The organism is Micromonospora sp. D93 (genome assembly GCF_018070365.1).
In the GTDB taxonomy this organism is placed as follows: domain Bacteria; phylum Actinomycetota; class Actinomycetes; order Mycobacteriales; family Micromonosporaceae; genus Micromonospora; species Micromonospora ureilytica.
In genome coordinates this window covers 12,793-36,212 of sequence record NZ_JAGPXW010000031.1, presented here as the reverse complement: position 1 = coordinate 36,212, position 23,420 = coordinate 12,793, and the positions used below count along the sequence as shown (strand labels likewise).

Sequence of the window (23,420 nt, the reverse complement as noted above, 5' to 3'; positions counted from 1 at the left end):
CCCCCCCCCCCCCCGCGGAGGTGTTCAGCGGCGCCTGCGGTCCCGTGGGAGGGCTTTCGACGGCATGGCCCAGCCGCCGCCAGCGCCATGATCGACACGAGTTCCTTGATGTCGTGGTGTCCGGCCGAGTGGGATACCCCGATTTCGCTGATCTGGAGTGGATCTAGCCCTGAAACGGGCGGTCGGACGGGGTTCCTGTCGTACCCGGTGGTTAGTGTCGATGTCACCGACGGTGCTCGGTCGGCGACGAAAGGGCGTCGACCGAGCACCGAGAGCCGATCAGGAGGTGTGATGCTCATCGACTGCGACGGGTGCGCGAAGCGGGCCGACGGCTGTTCCGGCTGCCCGCTGACCGCCCTGTTCGACGAGACGTCCCCGGCGGCCGGGCTGGTCGCCGCCGAGGTCGAGGCCATCGAGGTGTTCGCACGGGCCGGCTTCGACGTGGAGGTGCTGACCGCGCCGGCGCGCCCGGAGGCGGCTCGCCGTCGTGCCACCCGCCGCGTCGCCTGAGCGCGACACCGTGCCCGGAAGCGGGCTTTTCGCGGGCCATAGGATGAGCGGTCACGGCGGGAGGAGCGGTGCGATGAGCGGGGAACAACGGGCGGTGACGCGGTGACCCCGCGCGGCTGGGCGCTTGTGGCCCTGGCCGGGCTGACCGTCGCCCTGGTCGTGCTGGCCGCGCTGCTCATCCCGTGGCACCGCCCGCCGGCGCCCCGGGCCGACCAGCTCGCCGCGCTCGGTGACCTGCCGGCCGAGCAGGTGGCCAAGGGTCGGGAGTTCCGGTCCGCGCTGCGCCCCGGCGGCTATGCCGCGCTCGCCGTTGGGCTGCTGATCGCCCTCGCGCTCGGGTTGACCCCGCTGGGCAGCCGCCTGGTCGAGCTGGTGGGCCGGCCGTTCGGCGGGCACTGGGCCGCGCAGGCGGTGCTCGGCGGGCTGGCGGTGGTGCTCGTCGCCGACCTGGTGACGCTCCCGTTCGCCGCCTGGCGGCAGAGCGTGCTCACCCGCTACGGGTTGAGCACCAACGGCTGGAGCGGCTGGGCTGTCGACCTGCTCAAGTCGTACGCGGTCAGCGCGGTGATCGGCGCGGTGGCGCTGTTCGGCTTCTACGCGGTCATCCGACTCGCGCCACGCTGGTGGTGGGCGTTCGGCGCGGCCGGCGCCGCGGTGCTGGTGGTGCTGCTGTCGTTCGTGCTGCCGGTGCTGGTGGAGCCGGTGTTCAACAGGTTCACACCGATGGAGCAGGGCCCGCTGCGCACCGAGCTGATGAGCATGGCCGCCCGCGACGGCGTGCCGGTGCGTGACGTGCTGGTCGCCGATGCCTCCCGCCGCACCAGGGCGGTCAACGCGTATGTCTCCGGTCTCGGGCCGACGCGGCGGGTGGTCGTCTACGACACGCTGCTGCGCGAGGCGACCCCGGCCGAGGTGACCGCGGTCGTGGCGCACGAGTTGGGGCACGCGAAGGACTCCGACGTGGCGGCCGGCACGCTGACCGGGGCGCTGGGTGCCGCGGCGGCCGTGGTGGCGCTCTACCTGCTCGGCTCGTGGGGGCCGTTGCTGCGGCTGGCCGGTGTCGACTCGGTAGCCCAACCGAGAGCGTTCCCGCTGCTGGTCGCCCTGGTCACGGTCGCCGGGCTGGTCGCCGCTCCGGTCCAGGCGCTGATGTCCCGACGGGTGGAGGCGCGGGCCGACGCGCACGCGCTCGCGCTCACCGACGACCCGGAGTCCTTCGAGTCGATGCAGCGCCGGCTCGGCTCGGTCAACCTCGGCGATCCCGACCCGCCCCGCTGGGAATACCTCTACTCGGCCTCGCATCCGTCCACCGTGGAGCGGATGGCCGCCGCCCGCGCGTACGCCCGGGAGGCCGGCCGATGAACCGCACCCTGCTGATCACCAACGACTTTCCGCCCCGCCCGGGTGGGATCCAGTCCTTCGTGCACAATCTCGCGGTCCGTCAACCGGCCGGCTCGGTGGTCGTCTACGCGTCGAGCTGGCGCGGGGCCGCGAAGTTCGACGCCGACCAGCCGTTCGAGGTGATCCGGGAGCGCACCCGGGTGCTGCTGCCCACCCCGTTGATCGCCCGCCGGGCGGCCCGGTTGGCTCGCGCGTACGACTGCGACACTGTGTGGTTCGGCGCGGCGGCCCCGTTGGGGCTGCTCGCGGCCGGCCTGCGGCGACGGGCCGGCATCCGCCGGGTGGTGGCCCAGACCCACGGTCACGAGGTCGGTTGGGCGGCGGTGCCGGCCGCCCGGCCGGCGTTGCGGCGCATCGGTCGGGGTGTGGACGTGACCACCTACCTCGGCGAGTACACCCGTAGCCGGTTGGCCCGCGTACTGGACGGGGTGACCGAGCTGCGCCGCCTCGCGCCCGGGGTCGACGTGGACACCTACCACCCGACCGTGGACGGTGAACAGGTCCGGGCCCGACTCGGGTTGACCGACCGGCCGGTGGTCGTCTGTGTGTCCCGGCTGGTGCCGCGCAAGGGTCAGGACACGCTGATCCGGGCCCTACCGGAGATTCGCCGCCGGGTGCCCGACGCGGCGCTGCTGATCGTCGGTGGCGGGCCGTACCGGGCGACCCTGGAGAAACTGGCCCGCCAGACCGGTGTGGAACGGGACGTGGTGTTCACCGGCACGGTGCCGTCGGTCGAGTTGCCGGCGCACTACGCGGCCGGTGACGTCTACGCGATGCCGTGCCGCACCCGCAACCGTGGCCTCGACGTCGAGGGGCTGGGCATCGTCTACCTGGAGGCATCCGCGACCGGCCTACCGGTGGTGGCCGGTGACTCCGGGGGCGCACCGGACGCGGTCCGCGAGGGGGAGACCGGCTACGTGGTACGCGGCCGGGACGTCGCCCAGCTCGCCGACCGGGTCGCCCGGCTGCTCGCCGACCGGGACCTGGCCCGCCAACTGGGCGCGGCCGGCCGGGCGTGGGTCGAACGGGAGTGGCGCTGGGAGGCGCAGGCGGAACGCATGACGGCGCTGCTCGACGGCTGATCGCCGCCCACGTTCAGCTCTCCCGGGTGGGCGCGTAGCGCGGCACGTACTCCTGGCCGGTGAGTTTCTGGATCGCCGCCATCACCTCGTCGGTGACCGTCCGGATGTCGCGCGGCCCGTTGATCCGTTCGGCGACCGGGATCGGCGGGCCGAACCGCAGGGTGATCGGGTGTCGACGGGGCAGCCGCGCGTCGACCGGCAGCACTTCGGCGGTGCCGGTCACGCCGACCGGGATGATCGGCACCCCGGCGTCGCGGGCCAGCCGGGTCATCCCGACCCGGCCCCGGTAGAGCCGCCCGTCCGGGGAGCGGGTGCCCTCCGGGTAGACGGCGACCAGGCCGCCGGCGCGCAGCACCGGTATGGCGGCGTCGAGGGCGCGCAGGGCGGCCCGGCCGTCGGCGCGGTCGACGGGGATGGCGCCCATGCCGGCGACGATCCGCCGGTTGAGCCAGCCGCCCGGACCCCGACCGTTGAAGTACTCGACCTTCGCCCAGAAGGTGACGTGTCGGGGTGTCGAGGCGACGAGAAACAACTCGTCGGCCACGGAGAGGTGATTGCCGGCGAGGATCGCGCCGCCGTCTCGGGGCAGATGCTCCAGCCCCTCCACACGGGGTCGCCAGCCAAACCGCAGCGCGGTACCGACGGTCAGCTTGGTGACGTCGTACAGCAGGGGCACGTGTCCTCCGGGGTCGAGTTTCAGTCGGGTGCCGGGCCGAGGTGGGCCTCCAACGCGGCGCGCAGCAGGGCGTCGTCGTCGGTGGCCCCGGTGGCGAGCGGCAGGCTACCCCAGGCCCAGAGTTGGGCGATGCCGTGCAGGTTCGCCCAGAGCGCGCCGGCGAGCACCGCCGCGGGGGCGTCGGTGGGCCGGCGCGCCCGCGCCACCAGGTCGGCCAGGATGGCGAACAGCGGCAGGCTCGTCTCGCGGAGCCGCAGCCGGCCGCTGTCCAGCAGGTCGTGACGGAACATCAGCTCGAACATGCCGCGGTGGGCCGCCGCGAAGTCCAGGTACGTCCGGGCCAGCGCGGTCAATCGGGTACGCGGGTCGGCGTCGACGTCGCGCATCGTCTGCTCGACCCGGGCGGTGAGGTCGGCGAAGCCCTCCCGGGCAATGGCGGAGAGCAGGTCGACGTGGGTGGGGAAGTAGCGGCGCGGTGCGCCATGTGAGACGCCGGCGCGGCGGGCGATCTCCCGCAGTGAGACCGCCGACTGGCCCTCGCGCAGCACCAGATCCACCCCGGCAGCCACCAGCCGCCCTCGTAGCCCCGTCTCGTCCGCGCCCATAGACAGTGTCTACCAGCAACCGTAGACGCCGTCTACCACGGCGGTGGGGTTGGCTCGAGGAGGCGTGTCTCGGCGACCTGCCGTGCCTTGCCGGGATCAGCGTGATGCCTGTGAGTCGTCAAGATGACTCACAGGCATCACGCTCAACGGAGTATCCGGCCCCGCGCTGTCCGCTCGCGTCGTCCGCTCGACCCCCGGGCGGGCCCGAGGGTCAGCGGATGCGGGCCAGGATGCGATCGGCGGGGGCCGGGCGACCGAAGTGCCAGCCCTGGGCGGCGTCGCAGCCGATCGCGCGTAGCCGCTCGGCCTGCCCGGCGGTCTCCACCCCTTCGGCGGTGACCGTCAGGTCCAGCGCGTGCGCCAGCGAGACCAGGGAGGCGAGGATCCGCTCGTCGGTGCGGCCGACGGAGGGCGACCGCAGGCCGGCCACGAACTCGCCGGCCACCTTCAGCTCGGTCACCGGCAGGTCCCGCAGGTACGCCAGGTTGCTGTAGCCGGTGCCGAAGTCGTCGATGGCGATGCGTACGCCGAGGTCGGCGAGGACGCGCAGGGCGCGGACCGGCTCCTCGGCGGTGCTCATCATCGTGCTCTCGGTGATCTCCAGTTGGAGTCGCTCCGGTGGCAGGCCGGTCTGCCGCAGAAGGGCACGGACCTCCTGCACCAACCCGGGCCGGTGGACCTGCCGTACCGCCAGGTTGACGCTGACGAACGGGGCGGCGACGCCCCCGGCCGACCACGCCTCGGCCTCACGGCAGGCCTCGGCCAGCACCCAACCGCCCAACTGGATGATCAGGCCGGTCTCCTCGGCCAACCCGATGAAGCTGTCCGGACGCAGCACCCCCAACTCGGGGTGCCGCCAGCGGACCAGCGCCTCCACGCCGACCAGGCTGCCATCGCGGAGTGAGGTCAGCGGCTGGTAGTCGAGGTAGAACTCGCCGCGCTCCAAGGCCGCCGGGATGGCCGCGGAGAGCGCGTAGCGGGCCAGTTCACGTTGGTTGCGCTCGGCGTCGTAGAGCGCCCAGCGCGCCCCACCGGCGGACTTCGCCCAGTGCAGGGTGCTGTCGGCGGCCCGCATCAGGTCCGTGGGGTTGGCCCCGGCCACCTGGCGCTCGACGATGCCGATGCTCGCGGAAATCTGTAGCTCGTGCCCATCGACGAGCGCCGGTGTGCGTACCGCGGCGAGCGCGGTCTCGGCCACCCCGACCATGTCGTCGGTGCCGGCGGTGCGTTCCACCAGGATGACGAACTCGTCGCCGCCGAGCCGGGCGACCAGATGCTCACCCATGGCTTTGCGCAGCCGCTCCGCCACAGTGGCCAGCAACAGGTCGCCGATCTGGTGCCCCAGGGTGTCGTTGACCACCTTGAAGCGGTCCAGGTCCAGGAAGCACACCCCGACCCGCTGCGCGCCCCGGCCCGGTTCGTTGAGCGCGGCGGTGAGCCGCTCGGTGAACAGCGTCCGGTTGGGCAGGCCGGTGAGTGGGTCGTGGGTGGCCTGATGCCGGAACCGGGCCTCGCTGGCCCGCAGCGCCCGCTCGGCCTGTGTGCGGGCCCGCATGGCGGCGCGCCGGATCGACTCCTGCTCGTCGAGCGTCCGGTCGCGCAGCGCGCGGGCGTAGCCGGTCGCCACGGCCGCCAGCAGCCGGGCCATCCGGTCCTCGACGTCCTCGGCCACCAACCCCAGGTCGCGCACCAGGCGGAGCTGGATGACCTCGACGGTACGACCCAGCCCCTCGGCGGAGGCGATGTGCGCGGCGACCAACTCGGCGCCGACCCGGTGCCCGGCACGCAGGTCGAACGGCTCGGTGAGCAACGCGCCGGCCAGTTGCCCGGTGAGCCGGTCCAGCAGGGACTCCAACTGGGCCTGGGTCATCGGTAGGTAGCTGGTGCCGGAGACAGCCTTCGCCCAGGCCCGAGCGAACGTGCCCGGGTGGGACGTCGCCACCGGCGACTCAGTCACCGAGGCGCCCGACGCCGCCCATGAAGACCGCGCGCTCGGCGTCCTCCGCGCTCTCCGGAGTGTCCGGTCGCCACTCGGGCACCCAGACCACGCCGGGGTCGAGCAACTCGAAACCGTCGAAGAGCGCGGTCAGTTCGGCGCGGCTGCGTATCGACAGCGGGCTGTCGGTGCGCCGGTAGACCCGCTCCGCCTCGGCGCGTTCGTCCTCGCTGCGCCCGTCGTCGCTGGCCTGCGACAGCACCAGATAGCTGCCGGGCGCCAACGCGTCCCGCAGCGTCCCAAGCAGTTCCGCCGGTCGGTCGTCGTCGGAGACGAAGTGCAGGACGGCCACGACCATCACGGCCACCGGTTGGCTCAGGTCGAGCAGCTTGCGGACGTCCGGATGGGTCAGGATCGCCTCCGGGTGACGCAGGTCCTCCTGCACCACGGCGGCCTGCTCGTTGCCGGCGAGGATCTCGCGGCTGTGCGCCACCGCCACCGGGTCGACGTCCACGTAGACCACTCGTGACCGCGGGTCGAGCTGCTGGGCGATCTCGTGCACGTTGCCGACCGTCGGGATGCCCGAGCCGATGTCCAGGAACTGCCGGATCCCGGCCTCGGAGAGATGGTGCACGGCCCGGCGCAGGAACGCCCGGTTGGCCTGGGCCATCAACGGCGCCTCGGGCACCGCGGCGACCATCGCCTGCGCGGCAGCCCGGTCGGCGGCGAAGTTGTGCGAGCCGCCGAGGTAGTAGTCGTACATCCGCGCGACGCTCGGGCGCTCGATGTCGATGGTGTCGGGTGCCCAGTCCGGCCGCTGCATGCGTTTCACCCCTCGTGTCCGCGACGCGAGCATCGTCGCCCGCGCGGGTATTGTGCACCCCGCCACGCACGCCAGACCATAGCGCGGCGGAGGTTGCCCGCAGACGTCGGTCGATGCGCGACGGTCCGCGCCGGGGAGAAGCTGGCGCGGACCGTCGGTCGCTACGTCCCGCTCGACGAGCGGGAGACCTGTCAGAACTTCGGCGCGTCCGGTGCCTCGAGCAGGCCGAGCCGGAGTGCTGTCATCAGGGCCTGAGCCCGGTTGGCCGCGCCGAGCTTCTCGTAGAGCTTGGAGATGTGCGTCTTCGCCGTGGACTCGCTGACGAACAGCTGCTTGGCGATGCCCGCCACGCTCATCCCGTCGGCGAGCAGCCGCAGCACCTGCCCCTCCCGGGGAGACAACTGCGGACCGGACGGGGCGAGCCGGCGCTTCATCGCCTCGGCCAGGTCGGCCGCGGTGAACGCGCTGGGGGAGGAGGCGGCGTGCCGTGCGGCGGCCACGACCTCGTCGGCCGGTGCGGTCTTCGGCACGAAGGCGCTCGCGCCGGCCTCCAGTGCGCCGAAGAGCTGGTCGTCGCCGGCGTACATGGTCAGCACCACGATGCCCATCGACGCGCTGGACTTGCGCAGCGCGCGGGTGGCCTCCAGGCCGCTGCCGTCGGGCAGCCGCAGATCCATGATCACCACGTCCGGCTGCAGGGCGCCGGCCTGGCGTACTCCTTCCGCCGCCGTGGCCGCCTCACCGACGACCTCGAACTGGCGGTCGCGCTCGAAGGCGTGCCGCAAACCCTTGCGAATCAGGTCATGATCGTCGACAAGGAGGACCTTGGTACGGGTGGCCGGTATCGGACTTGTGGTCATCCTCGGGTTACTCCCCTTCTGGTGCTGCGCTGCCGCGCACGTTATCGCGCCGGGCTGAGGTGCCGAGAACCACCGCCACGGTTGTGCCGCTGGGTTGCCGCGGCCTGATCTCCAACCGGCCCCGGATACGTTCCGCCCTCTCGGCCATGATCGCAAGACCGTACCGCCCGTCCGGGCGCTGGTCAGCCATCCCCTGACCGTCATCCGACACTTCTATTTGCGCGTACGGGGGGTCGACCTCACACGTGACCCACAAATTCGACGCCCCGGCGTGCTTGCGCGCGTTGGTCACCGCCTCCTGCGCGATGCGCAGCAACTCGGCCTCGGTGGCGGCCGGCAGCCGGGCGGTGGACTCGTCCAGCGACAGGTGCACCCGCAGCCCGCCGGACGCGCCCACGGTGCGCGCGTACTCGGCGATCGCCGCGGCCAACCCACCCTGCCGGTCCACCTCGCTGCGCAGCTCGAAGAGGCTCAGCCGCAGCTCCTGGATCACCCGGGTCACCTCGCCGCGCAGCGTACGCAGGGCCTCGGCGGTCTCGTCGGCGTCGTCGAAGACGGTGGCCAGGGCGTTGTCGATGCCGTAGCCGACCATCACGAGTTCCTGTGCCACCCCGTCGTGGATCTCCCGGGCCAGCCGCTGCCGCTCCTCGTTGGTGGCCAGCGAGCGCACCTCGTCGAAGAGCAGCGCCGCCTCCAGCCGCAGCGCGGCCGGGCGGGTCAGCGCGGTCACGCGGGACACCACCGGCGGCGGGTACGCGTGCGCGACGTCGGCCTCCAGCACCACCAGCCCCACCGTGCGCACCCCGGCGGCCAGCGGAACGATCAGCGCGGACACGTCGCCGCCACGGTGTGAGCGGGACTGCGACCGGGCGGCAGTGGTGGCCTGCTGGGTGGCCCAGGCGTCGGCGATCGCCGAATCGGCGTCCAGCGTCGTCTCCCAGTCGACCCGGTCGACGCCGGCCTGGGCGAGCACCACGAGCCGACCGCCGCCGCTGGCCGACAGCACCGCGCCCCGGTCGGCCCGGGCCACCGTGCGCAACTCCTCCAGCAGGTGCTCGGAGATGCCGCCCGGGTCCAGGGTCGCCCCGGGCAGCTGCCGGGCCACCGTACGCAGCTGGGTCAGCAGCCGGGTGGCCTCGGCGTACGGCTGGGGTTTGCCCTCACCGCGGACCGCCATCACCCGGTGCAGCGTGCCGGCGGCGTAGAGCCCCAGCGCCGCCAGGATCAGCCACTGCGTGCAGACCGCGAGGTAACCCAGCTGGCCGAGCTGGGGGCCGCCGTCGACCTGGGTGAGCGCGCCGCTGACCAGCAGGGTGGCGGCGGTGACCACGAGCAGCGCGGCGCCCTCGGGGAAGCGGCGGCGCAGCGCGGTGACGGTCACCGGGACCGCCAGGTACGGCAGCACCGCCGACGCGCCGAGGCCGTCGACAGTGCCGCCGATGGACGCCACCGCGGCGACGTGGCTCGCGGCCAGCCCCAGCACCACCACCTCGGCCACCCGGCTCAGCGGGCCGACCACCCGGTGCTGCGGTGCCAGCAGCGACGGCAGCCCGGCCACCGCCAGCAACGCGATCCACCAGAGCTGGGCGACGTCGCGGGTGGCGAACAGGGTCAGGACGGCGACCAGCGCCAGCATCACCAGGCGAGCGGCTGCGGCGAGGGGATGCGGGCGCGGTGCGGTGGCTGTGGATGCGGGCACGTGACGGATGGTAGTCAGCCTCGGTAGATATCGGCGATCTCCGCCGCGTACGTCTTGTGGACAACCTGGCGCTTGACCTTGAGCGACGGGGTCAGCTCGCCGGTCGCCTCGGTGAAGTCGTGGGGCAGGACCCGGAACACCTTGATCGCTTCGGCCTTCGACACGGCCTGGTTCGCGGTGTCGATCGCGGCCTGGATCTCCTTACGGAGGCCCTCGTGCTCGCGCAGCTGCTCGATGGAGGTGTCGAGGGGCAGCCCGGCGTTCTCCAGCCAGGTCGGCAGCGCCTCCTCGTCGACGGTGACCAGCGCCGCGATGAACGGCTTCCGGTCGCCGACCACGACACACTGGCTGATCAACGGATGCGCCCGGACCATGTCCTCCAGCACCGCCGGGGCGACGTTCTTGCCGCCGGCGGTGACGATCAGCTCCTTCTTGCGGCCGGTGATGCTCAGGTAGCCGTCGGAGTCGAGCTGGCCCAGGTCGCCGGTGCGGAACCAGCCGTCGGCGCTGATCGTCTCGGCCGTCGCGGTCTCGTTGCGCCAGTAACCCTGGAAGACCAGCTCGCCGGAGATCAGGATCTCGCCGTCGTCCTCGATCCGGACGGTCACGCCGGGCAGCGGGCGGCCGACGCTGCCCATCCGGGTGCCGGTGGGCAGGTTCGCCGCGGCGGCGGGCGAGGTCTCGGTGAGGCCGTAGCCCTCCAGGACCGTCACGCCGATACCCCGGTAGAAGTGGCCGAGCCGGGCGCCGAGTGGCGCGCCGCCGGAGATCGCGTCCCGGCACCGTCCGCCGAGCGCGGCGCGCAGCTTGCGGTAGACCAGCCGGTCGAAGACCACGTGCTGGGCGCGCAGCGCCAGGCCCGGCCCGCCCGGGGTCTCCAGAGCCTCGCTGTACGCGATGGCGACCTGCTCGGCACGGGCGAAGACGCCGCCCTTGCCGTCCGCCTCGGCCTTCTGTTTGGCGGCGTTGTAGACCTTCTCGAACACCCGGGGTACGGAGAGCACGAAGGTCGGCCGGAACGCCTGCAGCTCGGCGACCAGGTTCTTGGTGTCGGCGCAGTGCGCCATGGTGGCCCGCGCCTGCACGACGCCGATCTGGATGAGTCGGGCGAAGGCGTGCGCCAGCGGGAGGAAGAGCAAAGTGCTCGCGCCGGCGTTGAACAGGTTCGGCAGCACCGGCACCGCGTTGGCGATGTCGGCGTACATGTTGCGGTGGGTGAGCACGCAGCCCTTGGGTCGGCCGGTGGTGCCGCTGGTGTAGATGATGGTGGCCAGGTCGCCGGCGCGGACGGCCTTGCGCCGCCGCTCGACCTCGGCCAGCTCGATCGTGGCGCCGTTCGTGACCAGCTCGTCGACCCCGCCGCTGTCGATCTGCCAGACCTGGTCCAGCTCGGGCAGCCGGTGCCGGACACCGGCGATCAGGGCGGCGTGCGCGTCGGTCTCGACCACGACGGCGACCGCGTTGGAGTCCTCGAGGATCCACGCGGCCTGCTCGGCGCTGGACGTCTCGTAGATCGGCACGGTCACCGCGCCGACGGCCCAGATCGCGTAGTCCAGCAGCGTCCACTCGTAGCGGGTCCGGCTCATCAGCCCGACCCGGACACCCGGCTCGATGCCGGCGGCGATGAGTCCGCGGGCCACGGCGGCCACCTCGTCGCGGAACTCGAGGCAGGTCACCTCGGCCCAGGTGGTGAGGGTGCCGTCGGCGCCGGGGGTGGGGCGGGCGAACTGGACGCTGTCGGGCGCGACTTCAGCGTTGTCCCAGACCGGATCGGTGAGGTTGGCCGCATCGCCAACGGTGACGATCGGTGGGACGGAGAACTCGCGCACCTGCACTCCTTCGTGCTCGCACTGGCCGGACGGCCGCCGCCGTGGGCGTCGGCATGTGTCGAAACCTACCCGGCGGGCGGTCGGGGTGAGACAACCAGGAGGCGGGTAGCCTCCCCCCATGGCGGACTCCTCCACCCAGTCGATCATCATCGGCGCCGTACCGGATCAGGTGACGGCGGTCATCTGCGACTTCGCGCGCTACCCGGAATGGACCGAGGCGGTGCGTCGGGCCGAGGTCGTCGAGGAGTACGAGGACGGTTACGCCAGTCAGGTGCGTTTCACCATCGACGCCGGGGTGATGGCCGACGAGTACGTGCTCGCCTACGAGTACGCCGAGGACCTGTCCCGGATCGAGTGGCACCTGGTCGCCCCCTCGAAGATGCAGAAGGCCCAGCGTGGTTCGTACGACCTGGTGGGTAACCCGGACGGCAGCACCACGGTGACCTACACGCTGGAGGTCGACCTGTCGGTCGGCATGCTCGGCATGTTTCGGCGCAAAGCCGAAAAAATGATCATGGATACCGCGTTGAAGCAGCTCAAGCGCCGGGTAGAAGCAACCGGTGCGGCGCAGTGACGTGTCCGGTGGCACGGTAGAGGAGCCGACGGTGGGCGGTACGGATCCGGGTTCGGCCCGGGAAGAGGCAGAGCGGCTGGTCGCCACCCTGCTGGCGGGGGCACGACTGGCTTCCGCCGGCTCGGCGAGCGGCGCGTTCGGCTCGTTGGGCGGCATGCTGTCCGGTGTCCTCGGTCACAGCGCGGGCCCGGACGGGCGCCCCGGCGCCGGTGGTGGTTTCGCCACCGGTTCGGCCGAATGCTGCGTCTGCCCGGTCTGTCGGGGCATCGCCGCGTTACGTGATCCGAGTCCGGAATTCGCCGAACGTCTCGCGACCGGCGCCGGTGACCTCGCCGCGGGGGTCGCCAGCCTGCTCCGCGCGTTCTCCCCGGCCGAACCGACCGCGCCGACCCCCGCCGATCCGGCCGCCGGGCCGAACGCTCCGCCATCGCCGGCACCCACCGCGAGCACCGACGACGTGTTCCCCGAGGCATCCCCGAGCACCCCGTCCACCGCAAGCGGCGACGACCACGTGTGGCGCGATGCCACCCGCAGCGGGCATGATTCTCAGCCGGCGCCGGAGCGGGATGTCTGGTCGGTCGCCACCCGGACGGCGGACCCACTCGCCCCGGCCGCCGTACCACCCGTCGACGAGGCCGGGACGGCGACCGTACCGGCACCGACCAACCGTCCCGTGGTGCCCGCCTCGCGGGTGCCCGATGACGCCGACGCGGACGCATCGGGCGACGGCGCCTGAGCGCGGGACCTTCCGACCTGGACCGGCACTGAGCCGGGACCTGCTCGGACAGCACAGCAGAGGGGGGCGGTAGCGGTGACGCTGACCATCGGAGTCGACGTCGGTGGCACGAAGGTGGCCGGCGGTGTCGTGGACGACACCGGCGCGGTCCTCGTGCAGACCCGACGGGACACTCCCGCCGATGACGTCGCCAAGACCCGCGACGTCATCATCGAGTTGGTCGGCGAGTTGGCCGCCGGGCGGACCATCGAGGCCGTCGGCATCGGCGCGGCCGGTTGGATCGACGCCAGCCGTTCGACAGTGCTCTTCGCCCCCAACCTGGCCTGGCGCGACGAACCGCTGCGCGAGTACGTCAGCGAGGCCCTCGGTCTGCCCGTGATCGTGGAGAACGACGGGAACGTCGCCGCGTGGGCCGAGTTCCGCTACGGCGCGGCCCGCGACGCCGACGACTCGATGATCATGTTCACCATCGGCACCGGTGTGGGCGGCGGCATCGTCCTCGGTGGCGATCTGATGCGCGGCGCGCACGGCATCGCCGCGGAGCTGGGCCACATGCTGGCTGTGCCGGACGGACACCAGTGCGGCTGCGGCCGGCTGGGCTGCATCGAGCAGTACGCCAGCGGCAGCGCCCTGGTCCGGTTCGCCCGGGCCGGCGCCCGGCAGGAGCCCAACCGGGCCACCGCCCTGCTGAAGTTGGCTGGCGGTGAGGTCGAGGCGATCACCGGCCCGATGGTGACCGCCGCCGCCCAGGGCGGCGACCCGGTGTCCGCCGAGGCGTTCGCCCAGATCGGCCGGTGGCTGGGCACCAGCCTCGCCGACATGGCGCAGATCCTCGACCCGCAGACCCTGGTCGTCGGCGGCGGTGTGATCGACGCCGGTGACCTGCTGCTCGGCCCCACCCGCCGCTCGTACCTCGACGCGCTCGCCCAGCGCGGTCGCCTGCCGGTGGCCGAGGTGCTCCCGGCGGAGCTGGGCAACAGTGCCGGGGTGATCGGCGCCGCCGATCTGGCCCGCCGGATCTGAGGCGGTCCGGGATGGGTGTGCCGCTGCGCGTGGTGTCGTACAACATCCACAGCCAGCGCGACGACACCGCCGCGCTGGCGGCGGTGGTCCGGGCCGCGACGCCGGACGTGGTGATCGTGCAGGAGGGGCCGCGCCGGTTCCGGTGGCGGCAGAAGTCCGCCACGTTGGCCGAGTCGTTCGGTCTGGTGGTGGCCGCCGGTGGGCTGCCCGCCCTGGGCAACCTGCTCCTGACCAGCCTGCGGGTCCAGGTGCTGGGCACCCGCTGCCAGCGCTTCCCGCTGACCCCCGGCCGGCACCTTCGCGGCGCCGCGTACGCCGACTGCCGGGTCGGTGACGCCCAGTTCACCCTCGCCGGCTCGCACCTCTCCACCGACCCGGCCGAGCGGCCCTCCCAGGCCGCCGAGTTCAGGCGCGGCCTGGACGCGGCGACCAGCCCGGTGCTGGCCGGGGCCGACCTCAACGAGGGTCCGGACGGGCCGGCCTGGGCGACCGTGTCGCGCGGGTTGACCGACGCCGCGGTGGCGGCCGACCGGGCCGAGCGGCTCACCTACTCCTGCGTCGACCCGCGTCGACGCATCGACGCGCTCTTCGTCGACCCGCGGATCACAGTTGTCGACTACGACGTGGTGGACACCCCGCAGACCCGTCGGGCCAGTGACCACTTCCCGGTCCTGGTCGACCTGCTCCTGCCCGCCACCGGCTGACCCCCGCCGCCGGCTCGACAGTCGACGCGTCCGTTCCAGGACTGGACATCCGGCTCGGTTGTGGAGAGGATTTCGCGGCGACCGGCACGCCTGCCGTACCAAAAGGAGATCTCCCCGGTGTCCACCTCCACCGACCACGGCCGGCCCGACCCGGAGGCGACCTCGCCCGCGGCGAACAGCGACGGCCGCCCGGTCTCCGACCGGGGCGACACGGTCTGCGTCATCGGGGCCGGGGCCAGCGGCCTGACGGCCATCAAGAACCTGCGCGAGCACGGCTTCGGCGTGGACTGCTACGAGCGGGAGACGGGCGTCGGCGGCGCCTGGAACTGGCGGCACGACCGCAGCCCGGTGTACGCCAGCACCCACCTGATCTCGTCGAAGCCGTTCACCCAGTTCCCCGACTTCCCGATGCCGGACTCCTGGCCGGACTACCCGCACCACGGTCAGGTGCTGTCGTACTTCGAGCGGTACGCCGACCACTTCGATCTGCGCTCGCACATCTGGTTCGGCACCGAGGTGATCCGGGTCCAGCCCGTCGAGGGGGATCGGTGGGACGTGACCACCCGCTCCACCGGCGGGTACGGCCCCGAGCGCACCGCCCGGTACGCGGCCGTGGTGATCGCCAACGGGCACAACTGGTCGCCGAAGCTGCCCCGCTACGAGGGCCTGGAGGAGTTCCGCGGCGAGATCATGCACGCGTCGTCCTACAAGGACCCGGCGCAGCTGCGGGGCAAGCGGGTGCTGGTGGTCGGCGCCGGCAACACGGGTTGCGACATCGCCGTCGAGGCCGCCCAGCAGGCGTCGCGCTGCTGGCACTCCACCCGGCGCGGCTACTGGTACGCCCCGAAGTACGTGCTCGGTCGCCCCGCCGACCAGGTCAACGACGCCCTGCTGGCGCTGCGGGTGCCGCTGCGCGTGCGGCAGTGGCTCTACCACTGGACGCTAAAGCTGACCGTCGGCGACCTGACCCGCTTCGGCCTGCCCAAGCCCGACCACCGGGTGTACGAGACGCACCCGATCGCCAACAGTCAGCTCGTGTACTACGTGGGCCACGGCGGGATCGGCCCGGTGCCGGACATCGCCCGGTTCCACCCGTACGCGGTGGAGTTGGCCGACGGCCGCGAGATCGACCCCGAGGTGGTCGTCTTCGCCACCGGGTACCTGCCGCGCTTCGAGTTCCTCGACGCGTCGGTGTTCGGTGACAGCGCGGGCGCGGGCCGCCCCACGCTGTGGCTCAACGCGTTCACGCCTGGGCATCCGACCCTGGCCGTCGCCGGCCTGCTGCAGCCGGAGTCCGGGCTGTTCACCCTGTCGCACTGGCAGACGGTGCTCTTCGCCCGACTGCTGCAGGCCCGTCGGGACCGACCGGAACGGGCTGCGGCGTTCGCGCAGCGGGTGCGGGACCGGGCCGGGGAGCGGTACTCCGGGCCGGTCAAGGAGAGCAGCCGGCACTGGTTCGAGGTCGGGCACGCCGACTACCTGCGCGCCATCCAGCGCGCCCTGCTCGACCTGGAGGGTAAGTGAGCGCGAGGAGTGAGCTTGCGAGCCCCGCAGTCGCGAACGAAAGGCAGACCAGTGACTGACCTGCGGATCATGCGGGGCCGGGAGTGGTCGCGTCCGGTCCGGCCGGCCCGGCGGGAGGTGCTCAGCGCGATTCCCGAGCTGGAGGAGGGGCGTCCGCCGCTGCTCTTCGTTCCCGGGTTCGGGCACGGCGCGTGGGCGTTCGCCGAGCACTGGTTGGGTCACGCGGCGTCGCGGGGGTTCCCGGCGTACGCGGTGAGCCTGCGCGGGCACGGTGGCAGCGAGCCGGCGCCGGAGGCGACGCTGCGGGCGTACACCCACGACGTGGTCCAGGTGGCCGCGAGCCTGCCGCGGCAGGCGGTGCTGGTGGGCCACGGCGCCGGGGCCCTGGTGGTGGCGCACGCGTTGGCCCGCTACCCGGCGCGGGGCGCGGTCCTGGTGGCACCGGTCTTCGGTGGCTGGGGAGTGCTGGGCACGGCGTTGCGCCGCAACCCCGCCGGTACGCTGCCGGCGGTGTTCGGCGGGCCGTTGCGGCTCAACCGGGGGCAGTTGTTCAGCCGCGAGTTGCCCGACGAGGAGGCCCGGCGGTACGTCGGACGGCTCGGTCGGGCTGGTCGGCGGGCGCAGTGGGCGCTGCTGGGTGAGCCGGAGGCCGAGGCGGCCGTGGGCGCGCCCCCGGTGTTGGTGCTGGGCAGCCCGGACGACCGGGTGGTGCCGGCGTCAACGTTGACCCGGGTGGCCCGCAGGTTCGGGTCGGCGCCGCTGCTCTTCCCCGGGATGGGCCACGACCTGATGCTTGACGCGCGGTGGGCGGAGCCGATTGACGCGATCCTGGACTGGCTGGAGAAGGAGCCCGCGGCGCACTGAGCAGCCAGGCCGACGGCCGGTCAGCCGCCGGCCTGTTGCACGGCCGGGCTGCCGGTCGTGGTGGCCGGTCGGGGCACCCGTACGGGCGCGTCGGAGCCGGCGTCGGTGCTGCTCAGACGACCGACCAGGGAGCCGCCCTCGTCCAGGGCGCGGAGGTAGGAGCGGGCCCAGGCCCGGATGTCGTGCTGGTGCAGGTGGGCGCGCATGGCCCGCATCCGCTGGGTAATGTCGGCCGGGCTGGCCCGTAGGGCCGCGCGCAGGGCCTGCTTGAGCCCTTCCAGGTCGTGCGGGTTGACCAGGTACGCCTGGGACAGCTCGGCGGCGGTGCCGGCGAACTCGCTGAGCAGCAGGGCGCCGGTGTCGTCGACCCGCGCGGCCACGTACTCCTTGGCGACCAGGTTCATCCCGTCGCGCAACGGCGTCACCGCCATCACGTCGGCGACCCGGTAGAGCGCGGCCAGCTCGGCCCGGTCGAAGGGCTGGGTGAGGTAGTGGATCGCCGGCTCGCCGACCCGACCGAACTCGCCGTTGATCCGGCCGACCTCGCGTTCGATGCGCTCGCGCAGGATCTGGTACTGGCCGACGCGTTCCCGGCTCGGCATGGCGACCTGCACCAGCACCGTGTCGCGGACCTTGACGTCGCCGCTGGCGAGCAACTCGCTGTACGCCTTGAGGCGCTGCTCGATGCCCTTGGTGTAATCCATCCGGTCCACGCTGAGGACTACCTGCCGGGGATCGCCGAGGTCCTGACGGAGCCGGCGGGCCCGAGCGGCCACGTCCGGGCGGTCGGCGAGCGCGGCCATCTCGGCGGTGTCGATGGAGACCGGGAACGCGCCGATGCGGACGACCCGGTCGTCGATGCCGATGCGCCGGTCGGTGGCCGGCAGCTCCAGCACCCGGGTCACCAGCTGGGCGAAGTTGTGCGCCGCCTGCACGCGCTGGAAGCCGACCAGGTCGGCGCCGAGCATGCCGCGCAGCAGTTCGGCCCGGCGGGGCAGCTGCATGAAAAGCTCCGGCGGCGGGAACGGCACGTGCAGGAAGAACCCGATGCGCAGGTCCGGGCGGAGCGCGCGCAGCTGACCGGGGACCAGTTGCAGGTGGTAATCCTGCACCCAGACCACCCCGCCCGGCTCGGCCACCTCCGCTGTCGCCTCGGCGAAGCGCTGGTTGACCCGCTGGTACGCCTCCCACCACCGACGGTGGTGCTGCGGCTGCTCCACGGCGTCGTGGTAGAGCGGCCAGAGGGTGGCGTTGGCGAACCCCTCGTAGTGGTCGCGCAGGTCCTCCGGGCTGAGCGCGACGGTGTGCATCCGCACGCCGTCCACGTCTGGCAGCGAAGGGGCCGGCCCGGTGCCACCGGCCCAGCCGACCCAGGTCGCCGGGGTGTGCCGCAGGAGGGGGTGCAGCGCGCTGACCAACCCACCTGGGCTGCGCCGCCATTCGCAGGCCCCGTCGGGGGCCTGGTTGTCGTCGATGGGGAGGCGGTTGGCCACCACCACGAGAGAACTCTGTCGCATCTCGGGCATTCCGATCAGCAGAGGACTGACCGCCGCGAGCAAGGGAAAACCGGTCAGTCAGCGGGGGAAGTGACGTACAGCGGTATTCCTACTGACAGTAAGTTACACCACTGTTACGCCCCCGGCGGGGCGCTGCCGTCCCGGGATGCGGGCCGACCTCAGACGACGGCGCCGTTGTCCGGGTCGTCCTCGTCCTCGTCGCCGGGGCGCAGCCGCCAGATCAGCGTGACGAAACCGGCCAGGATGCCGGTGAACCCGAACAGCGTCACCGCCGACCGGTCGATCGGGAGCAGCCACGGGAAGAGGAACAGCACGAACCCGACGACCACCCCGAGCACGCCGATCACCGCGTACTTGCTGACCCGCGGCAGCGGCGGCGGTGGCGGCGGGTGGTAACCCTCGTCGTCCTCGTCGTCGGGCAGGTCGGCGCCGAAGGTGTCCAGCCCGTCCAGCAGCGAGGGCTCGTCCGGTCGGGTGCCGCGCCCCACCGAGATCCCGGAGATGTCCGTCGCGGACGGTAGCCGGCGAACGTCGGTGGCGGTCGGACCGGGCTCGTCGGCGCCGGAGCGGGTCAGCGTCCCGGAGGTCGACTCGTCCCGGTTGTCCCGTTCGTCCACGTCCTCGGAGGCCGGCCACGGGTGGTCACCGGGCGTGGAGGTGGTGTGGAAGCCCGCCACGATCCGCGCCCACTCGGCGTCGATGTCCGGTTCGTCGCGAGCCGGCGGCTGCTCCGGAGTGGTCTCGTCGGCGAGCTGGGTCAAATAGTCCCGTGCGGTGGTCAGGTGCGAGCGGTCGACGTAGAGCCGGTCGACCGGCCGGGCCGGCACGGTGGTGGTGCGGGTGACCGGGTTGAGGTCGGCGGACGGCTGGAGGTAGGCGGCGATCCCGCCGGCGGCCAGCACGTCGAGCAGGTGCTCACCGACGCGCGGATCGACGTCGCCGACGACGGCGTACTCGTTCGCGTCGAGCCCGTTGTCCCGCCGTCCCCGGCGGGCCCCACCCGCTGACACCCGGACATCCCCCTTAACGCGCCTTCCGGCGCGGCCACCTCTGCCCCTCGGCGCCCGTCCGCACGCCGTGCTCTGAATCGTGACACGTCAGGGCATGGTTCCGGGAGTGCGTTGTGTCGCGTCTTCCAAAGTCACGGCTGCTCCCGCAGGTCGCGGTGGGGGCTCTATGTCCGTTCTTGCTAATCACTTGCCAACAGAAGCCTCAGTCGGGCGCTGGCGCCCTGGCCCCACCCGGCTGCCTCCCGAAGTCGGGGCCGGTCTGTACCTACCGCCGGTAGTCATGGGGTCTCCCGTGCCCCCGCCGAGCAGCGGCGCGGTCGAGGCTAGGTCGGCTGTCCTGGGGTAGAGGAGGGCTTCCGAGACGTGTCCGGTTGCCTGCGCCGGTGGGCGGCCTGGTTCGCCCGCCGTCGCGGCGCAGCCGGCCGACGCTGCGGCGGCGGCTCGACCAACAGCCGCAACCCCTCCTTGCGGACGAACAGCTCTCGGCGGGCGACCGCCTCGTCCCGGTCGTCGAGCTGATACGCCTCCAACCAGACCCACCCGTCGTAGGTGATCCGGTCGGTCAGCACCTTGATCAGCCGGATCCGGAACGGGGTCAGGAACTGAACCGACGCGGTCCGGTCGATCTGCAGTAGGTCACCGGCCTTTAGCCCGGTCACCATGGGCGGGTCTTCCGCCAAGCGGCGACCTGCGCTCGGGCCATCGCTAAGCCGGGGCACCAATCACAAGGGCGGCACTCCCGGCAGCGTCGTCCTCTGTGAGCGTCGATGCGGGTCCCGGCGATCTGCACGAGGAACGGGACTGCTCTGACCTGCGGCAACACGGCGGCCTCCTCGACAACCTGTGTCTAACTCTGACTTAAGTCAGAGCTTGACCTAAGTCTGATCTTGTGGTAACTGATGGGTTTGACGGTTAATGTCGTGGCCGTGCCCTACGAGCAGGCTGAGTACCGGCGGATCGCCGACTTGATCACCGAGCGAATCAGGTCCGGTGAGTTGAAGGCGCACGACAAGCTGCCGTCCACCTCGGAGCTAAGCGAAGAACACCACGTCTCGTGGGCGACCGTCAATCGTGCGTTTGGCCTGCTACATGACCGTGGGCTGGTCTATGGCCGGCAGGGCAAGGGCGTGTTCGTGGCCGAGGGGCGCGACTCCAGGTAGCTTCCGCGCGCGGTTTCCGGCCGGCTGTTGTCTCCCGCCGCGAGGCGGCTCGTCCGATGGGGCTGATGTTTCTCCAAGGCGGAGAGTCGTTCAGGTTGGGAGCCTGCGGTGTCATGCCCGGCCAGTACCGTGCTGGTCGAATGACCACGAGCGATCTGGGGGGACCGCATGGCGAGCGGATTCAAGATCAACAAGCCGGGTATTCGGAAGATGATGAAGGAGATCGAGCGGGAGGTGGCGAAGACGCCAGTGCGAGTGCCGATCAACGCAGAGGCGACCAGCGCAGGGGTGGCGGACGGTGGTGGAGGTGGCCTCGGGGGTGTAGCCGGCTCCGAACTGGGTCTTGTCGCCGGATTACTCCTCGACTGGCTGTTCGTTCTGCAGAAAGCGCAGTGGGGGGCATGGCCGTCCATCAATCAGTTGGTGGAGGCCACCGGTAACCAGGAGTTACTGCCCGTGGTCGAGGCGAAGGTCGACGTCGCTATCGACGCACTGGTCCACGACGGCTTCATCAGGGAGGCCAAGGCAATCGGTCGGCGCGGCATGATCCGGTGCATCAGCTTGACGGACGTTGGGACCCGCGAAGCCGCGCAACGGATCGAGCGCCGTGGGGATAACCGCGCTCGTCGCAGTGCGTGCCGGGACGCCGTTCTGCGCTGGGTCTACGAGCGGGACGCAAACGGCGAGTCGACCGAGATCGCCGAGATCGTCAGCAGCCCATACGGCTGGTTCAACGGAGTGCAGTTCAGCGCGGCCGATCTAGTGGATGCGGTCCGCTTCCTCCGGGAGCGGCGACTACTGGGCGGGACGGACGAGACCCCGACCATCGAGCCGGCCGGGACCGAGTGCATCGAGCAGTACGGAGGGGTTGTGAGCTACTTGAACCGGGGCGACGGCGCGGGCGTGAGCGTCACCGTGATGGGCGACAACAAGGGCCAACTCGCGGTGGCGAACCGGGACGTCGCGCAGAACCAGACCAACACCAACGACGCTCAGGTATTGACCGTGTTCGCGGAGGCGCTGCGGGAGTTCGCCCGGCTGCTCCCTGACGACCAGCAGCCGCAGTACGAGACGGTCGCCGCCGAACTGGAGCGGGAAGCGGCCAAGGACGAGCCCGACAAGGGTTGGGTCCGGTCGCTGCTTGCTCGGGGGAAGGGTCTGCTGGAGGGTGCGCCGGAGGACCTGCAGCATCTCGCCCAGGTCGCAAAGATCGGGTTTGACCTCTATGGTCAAGGTTTGGGCTGACCGGGCAGGCCCGTCCCTCGCTTGCTAACTCCGGTGCTAACACAGTCAACCGGATCGGGGGCGACGGAGCCGTGCGGAGCCGGCTCGCCGGGCCGTGGAGCCGTACTCAGACGTATCGAACCGGACGGAGCCGGAAGGCATACGCGCCACGAATCGTGACACGCCGGGGCATGGGTCCGGGAGTGCGTTGTGTCGCGTCTTCCGAAGCACGGCTGCTCCCGCAGGTCGCGGCGTGGGGGTCCTTTGTCCGTTCTTGCGCGACGACCGCAATCTCGGTGATCGTTGGCAGTTGGGTGACTCGACACGCCGGGCACCGCACCGCTGAGCTGCCAACGATCGAGAGCGGAGACGTCAACTTGGCTACTGATGAATGCGAGGAGGTGGACATTCCGCCGCCTTCGCCGATCGTCACCTTTAATACCGGCAGACGCCACCCGGGATCGTGCTCTACCTGGACCTGGGTTTTACCCTGCTGGGACTCCTGCTCAGCGTTGGCCCCGTACAGCCGGGCGACTGGACCCTCGGCCACCTGATGCTGGGCAGTGCGCTTGTCCTGGTCCCGGTGTCCGTCCTCGCCGACGAGCGGGTCAAGGACCCGGCGTTCGACATCGGCGAAGGGGATCTTCTTCCCGTTTTGGATCGCAGCAGTGCACACGGCGAAGATGCTCGTGGTCGGGTCTACCCGAGCAGCGGTGGCGTCCGCAGAGCCGGCGGTGGCGGGCGCTGATGCTCGCCCAGTCGCCCAGTCGCCCAGTCGCCCAGTCGCCCGACTACCTGCTCGCGGCCCTGCTGACCGCAGTCAATGCCCTGTGGTGGTGGGCATGGGACGGTGCCTATGCGTCGGCTCCGTTGTGGTGAGAGCGCTCGCTTCGTAGGCTCGGCGGCGACGACGGCTGGCGCTGTCGCGGGCACACCACGGAAAGGACGCCGGTGCTCTACTGGCTGCTGAAGTACGTCATCCTCGGTCCGCTGCTCAAGCTGATCTTCCGCCCGCAGGTGGAGGGCCTGCGCAACGTGCCCGCGACCGGTCCGGTGATCCTGGCGAGCAACCACCTCTCCTTCTCCGACTCGATCTTCACGCCGTTGATCACCACCCGGAAGGTCACCTTCGTCGCCAAGGCCGAGTACTTCACCGGCAAGGGACTCAAGGGCTGGCTGACCAAGATGTTCTTCGTCGGCACGGGCACGATTCCGGTGGATCGCTCCGGCGGCCAGGCCGCGCGTGCCGCACTGGACACCCAGTTGCAGGTGCTGCGCGGTGGGGGAGTGGCCGGCATCTACCCCGAGGGCACCCGCTCCCCGGACGGGCGGCTCTACCGGGGCAAGACCGGGGTGGCCCGGCTCGCCCTGGAGAGCGGCGCGGTGGTGGTGCCGGTGGCGATGCTCAACGCCGACAAGATCCAGCCGCCGGGCAAGCTCATCCCCAAGATCGACCGGGTGAAGGTCCGGTTCGGGCCACCACTGGACTTCTCCCGCTACGCCGGCCTGGCCGGCGACCGGTTCGTCGAGCGCGCGGTCACCGACGAGATCATGTACGAGTTGATGGAGCTCTCCGGTCGGGAGTACGTCGACATCTACGCCCAGAAGCTCAAGGAGCCCGTCCCGGCGCCACTGGCCGCCTGACTGCCGCCGTGCCTACGCC

The 23,420-nt window shown here is 71.7% G+C and carries 23 protein-coding genes; 13 read left to right on the top strand and 10 right to left on the bottom strand.

All coding sequences use genetic code 11. From position 1 onward, the window contains the following. Positions 1-291 precede the first annotated feature (291 nt). The 3 genes from KBX71_RS27335 to KBX71_RS27325 all read left to right on the top strand — a co-directional run bounded on the left by KBX71_RS27335 (position 292) and on the right by KBX71_RS27325 (position 2,993). Entirely contained in the window at positions 292-510 is a 219-nt protein-coding gene (locus tag KBX71_RS27335; RefSeq protein ID WP_196925337.1) for a hypothetical protein, read from the top strand. Between the two features lie 102 nt (positions 511-612). Further along, positions 613-1,872 carry a M48 family metalloprotease gene (locus KBX71_RS27330; protein WP_124821175.1) on the top strand — a complete coding sequence of 420 codons (1,260 nt, stop codon included), beginning with the start codon at positions 613-615 and terminating at the stop codon, positions 1,870-1,872. Continuing rightward, positions 1,869-2,993 carry a glycosyltransferase family 4 protein gene (locus KBX71_RS27325; RefSeq protein WP_210820651.1) on the top strand — a complete coding sequence of 375 codons (1,125 nt, stop codon included), beginning with the start codon at positions 1,869-1,871 and terminating at the stop codon, positions 2,991-2,993. Before KBX71_RS27330 ends, KBX71_RS27325 begins: the two co-directional genes overlap by 4 nt. Before the next feature lie 13 nt (positions 2,994-3,006). Here the strand turns inward: KBX71_RS27325 and KBX71_RS27320 are convergent, their stop codons facing one another. The 7 genes from KBX71_RS27320 to KBX71_RS27290 all read right to left on the bottom strand — a co-directional run bounded on the left by KBX71_RS27320 (position 3,007) and on the right by KBX71_RS27290 (position 11,421). Beyond that, positions 3,007-3,669: a 1-acyl-sn-glycerol-3-phosphate acyltransferase gene (locus tag KBX71_RS27320; RefSeq protein WP_210820649.1), complete on the bottom strand. Its 663-nt coding sequence runs from the start codon at positions 3,667-3,669 to the stop codon at positions 3,007-3,009. 20 nt (positions 3,670-3,689) lie between these two features. Next, positions 3,690-4,274 (bottom strand): TetR/AcrR family transcriptional regulator, encoded by a 585-nt coding sequence (locus tag KBX71_RS27315; protein WP_210820648.1) that lies wholly within the window; start codon positions 4,272-4,274, stop codon positions 3,690-3,692. Between the two features lie 211 nt (positions 4,275-4,485). Beyond that, complete coding sequence (locus tag KBX71_RS27310; protein ID WP_247684211.1) at positions 4,486-6,144, bottom strand: bifunctional diguanylate cyclase/phosphodiesterase; 1,659 nt, start codon at positions 6,142-6,144, stop codon at positions 4,486-4,488. 79 nt (positions 6,145-6,223) lie between these two features. Further along, positions 6,224-7,033, bottom strand: a complete 810-nt coding sequence (locus tag KBX71_RS27305; protein ID WP_210820644.1) for an SAM-dependent methyltransferase — start codon at positions 7,031-7,033, stop codon at positions 6,224-6,226. A gap of 191 nt (positions 7,034-7,224) precedes the next feature. Further along, positions 7,225-7,893 carry a response regulator transcription factor gene (locus KBX71_RS27300; protein WP_030337723.1) on the bottom strand — a complete coding sequence of 223 codons (669 nt, stop codon included), beginning with the start codon at positions 7,891-7,893 and terminating at the stop codon, positions 7,225-7,227. 7 nt (positions 7,894-7,900) lie between these two features. Further along, complete coding sequence (locus KBX71_RS27295; protein ID WP_210820643.1) at positions 7,901-9,592, bottom strand: GAF domain-containing sensor histidine kinase; 1,692 nt, start codon at positions 9,590-9,592, stop codon at positions 7,901-7,903. Positions 9,593-9,606: 14 nt separating this feature from the next. Then, a complete protein-coding gene (locus KBX71_RS27290; protein ID WP_210820642.1) occupies positions 9,607-11,421 on the bottom strand; it encodes a long-chain fatty acid--CoA ligase in 1,815 nt (604 codons plus the stop codon). A 118-nt stretch (positions 11,422-11,539) separates the two neighbouring features. On the opposite strand from KBX71_RS27290, the gene KBX71_RS27285 reads away from it, so the two are divergent. From KBX71_RS27285 to KBX71_RS27260, 6 genes are all read left to right on the top strand, one after another. After that, positions 11,540-11,995, top strand: coding sequence for an SRPBCC family protein (locus tag KBX71_RS27285; RefSeq protein WP_210820641.1), 456 nt, complete (start codon positions 11,540-11,542; stop codon positions 11,993-11,995). Positions 11,996-12,026: 31 nt separating this feature from the next. Further along, positions 12,027-12,731: a hypothetical protein gene (locus tag KBX71_RS27280; RefSeq protein ID WP_210820640.1), complete on the top strand. Its 705-nt coding sequence runs from the start codon at positions 12,027-12,029 to the stop codon at positions 12,729-12,731. Positions 12,732-12,806: 75 nt separating this feature from the next. Next, positions 12,807-13,754 carry an ROK family glucokinase gene (locus KBX71_RS27275; RefSeq protein WP_210820639.1) on the top strand — a complete coding sequence of 316 codons (948 nt, stop codon included), beginning with the start codon at positions 12,807-12,809 and terminating at the stop codon, positions 13,752-13,754. Between the two features lie 11 nt (positions 13,755-13,765). After that, positions 13,766-14,458 carry an endonuclease/exonuclease/phosphatase family protein gene (locus tag KBX71_RS27270; protein WP_374102649.1) on the top strand — a complete coding sequence of 231 codons (693 nt, stop codon included), beginning with the start codon at positions 13,766-13,768 and terminating at the stop codon, positions 14,456-14,458. Between the two features lie 117 nt (positions 14,459-14,575). After that, complete coding sequence (locus KBX71_RS27265; RefSeq protein WP_210820638.1) at positions 14,576-15,982, top strand: NAD(P)/FAD-dependent oxidoreductase; 1,407 nt, start codon at positions 14,576-14,578, stop codon at positions 15,980-15,982. Between the two features lie 69 nt (positions 15,983-16,051). Further along, positions 16,052-16,846, top strand: a complete 795-nt coding sequence (locus KBX71_RS27260) for an alpha/beta hydrolase (protein WP_210820707.1) — start codon at positions 16,052-16,054, stop codon at positions 16,844-16,846. A 20-nt stretch (positions 16,847-16,866) separates the two neighbouring features. On the opposite strand, the gene KBX71_RS27255 is transcribed toward KBX71_RS27260, so the two are convergent. From KBX71_RS27255 to KBX71_RS27245, 3 genes are all read right to left on the bottom strand, one after another. After that, the gene (locus KBX71_RS27255; RefSeq protein ID WP_247684206.1) at positions 16,867-18,363 is read right to left on the bottom strand and encodes a trehalose-6-phosphate synthase; all 1,497 of its coding nucleotides are present in this window, start codon (positions 18,361-18,363) and stop codon (positions 16,867-16,869) included. A gap of 158 nt (positions 18,364-18,521) precedes the next feature. Next, positions 18,522-19,373: a DUF308 domain-containing protein gene (locus KBX71_RS27250; protein ID WP_210820636.1), complete on the bottom strand. Its 852-nt coding sequence runs from the start codon at positions 19,371-19,373 to the stop codon at positions 18,522-18,524. A 323-nt stretch (positions 19,374-19,696) separates the two neighbouring features. Further along, a complete protein-coding gene (locus tag KBX71_RS27245) occupies positions 19,697-20,035 on the bottom strand; it encodes a hypothetical protein (RefSeq protein WP_247684195.1) in 339 nt (112 codons plus the stop codon). A 258-nt stretch (positions 20,036-20,293) separates the two neighbouring features. Between KBX71_RS27245 and KBX71_RS27240 the strand changes: the two genes are divergently transcribed. The 4 genes from KBX71_RS27240 (at position 20,294) to KBX71_RS27225 (ending at position 23,401) form a co-directional block, all read left to right on the top strand. Beyond that, positions 20,294-20,533 carry a winged helix-turn-helix domain-containing protein gene (locus KBX71_RS27240; RefSeq protein ID WP_307847336.1) on the top strand — a complete coding sequence of 80 codons (240 nt, stop codon included), beginning with the start codon at positions 20,294-20,296 and terminating at the stop codon, positions 20,531-20,533. A 168-nt stretch (positions 20,534-20,701) separates the two neighbouring features. Further along, positions 20,702-21,778 carry a hypothetical protein gene (locus KBX71_RS27235; RefSeq protein ID WP_210820635.1) on the top strand — a complete coding sequence of 359 codons (1,077 nt, stop codon included), beginning with the start codon at positions 20,702-20,704 and terminating at the stop codon, positions 21,776-21,778. A gap of 442 nt (positions 21,779-22,220) precedes the next feature. Further along, complete coding sequence (locus KBX71_RS27230) at positions 22,221-22,505, top strand: hypothetical protein (protein WP_210820634.1); 285 nt, start codon at positions 22,221-22,223, stop codon at positions 22,503-22,505. 203 nt (positions 22,506-22,708) lie between these two features. Next, a complete protein-coding gene (locus KBX71_RS27225; RefSeq protein ID WP_210820633.1) occupies positions 22,709-23,401 on the top strand; it encodes a 1-acyl-sn-glycerol-3-phosphate acyltransferase in 693 nt (230 codons plus the stop codon). Positions 23,402-23,420: the final 19 nt, after the last annotated feature.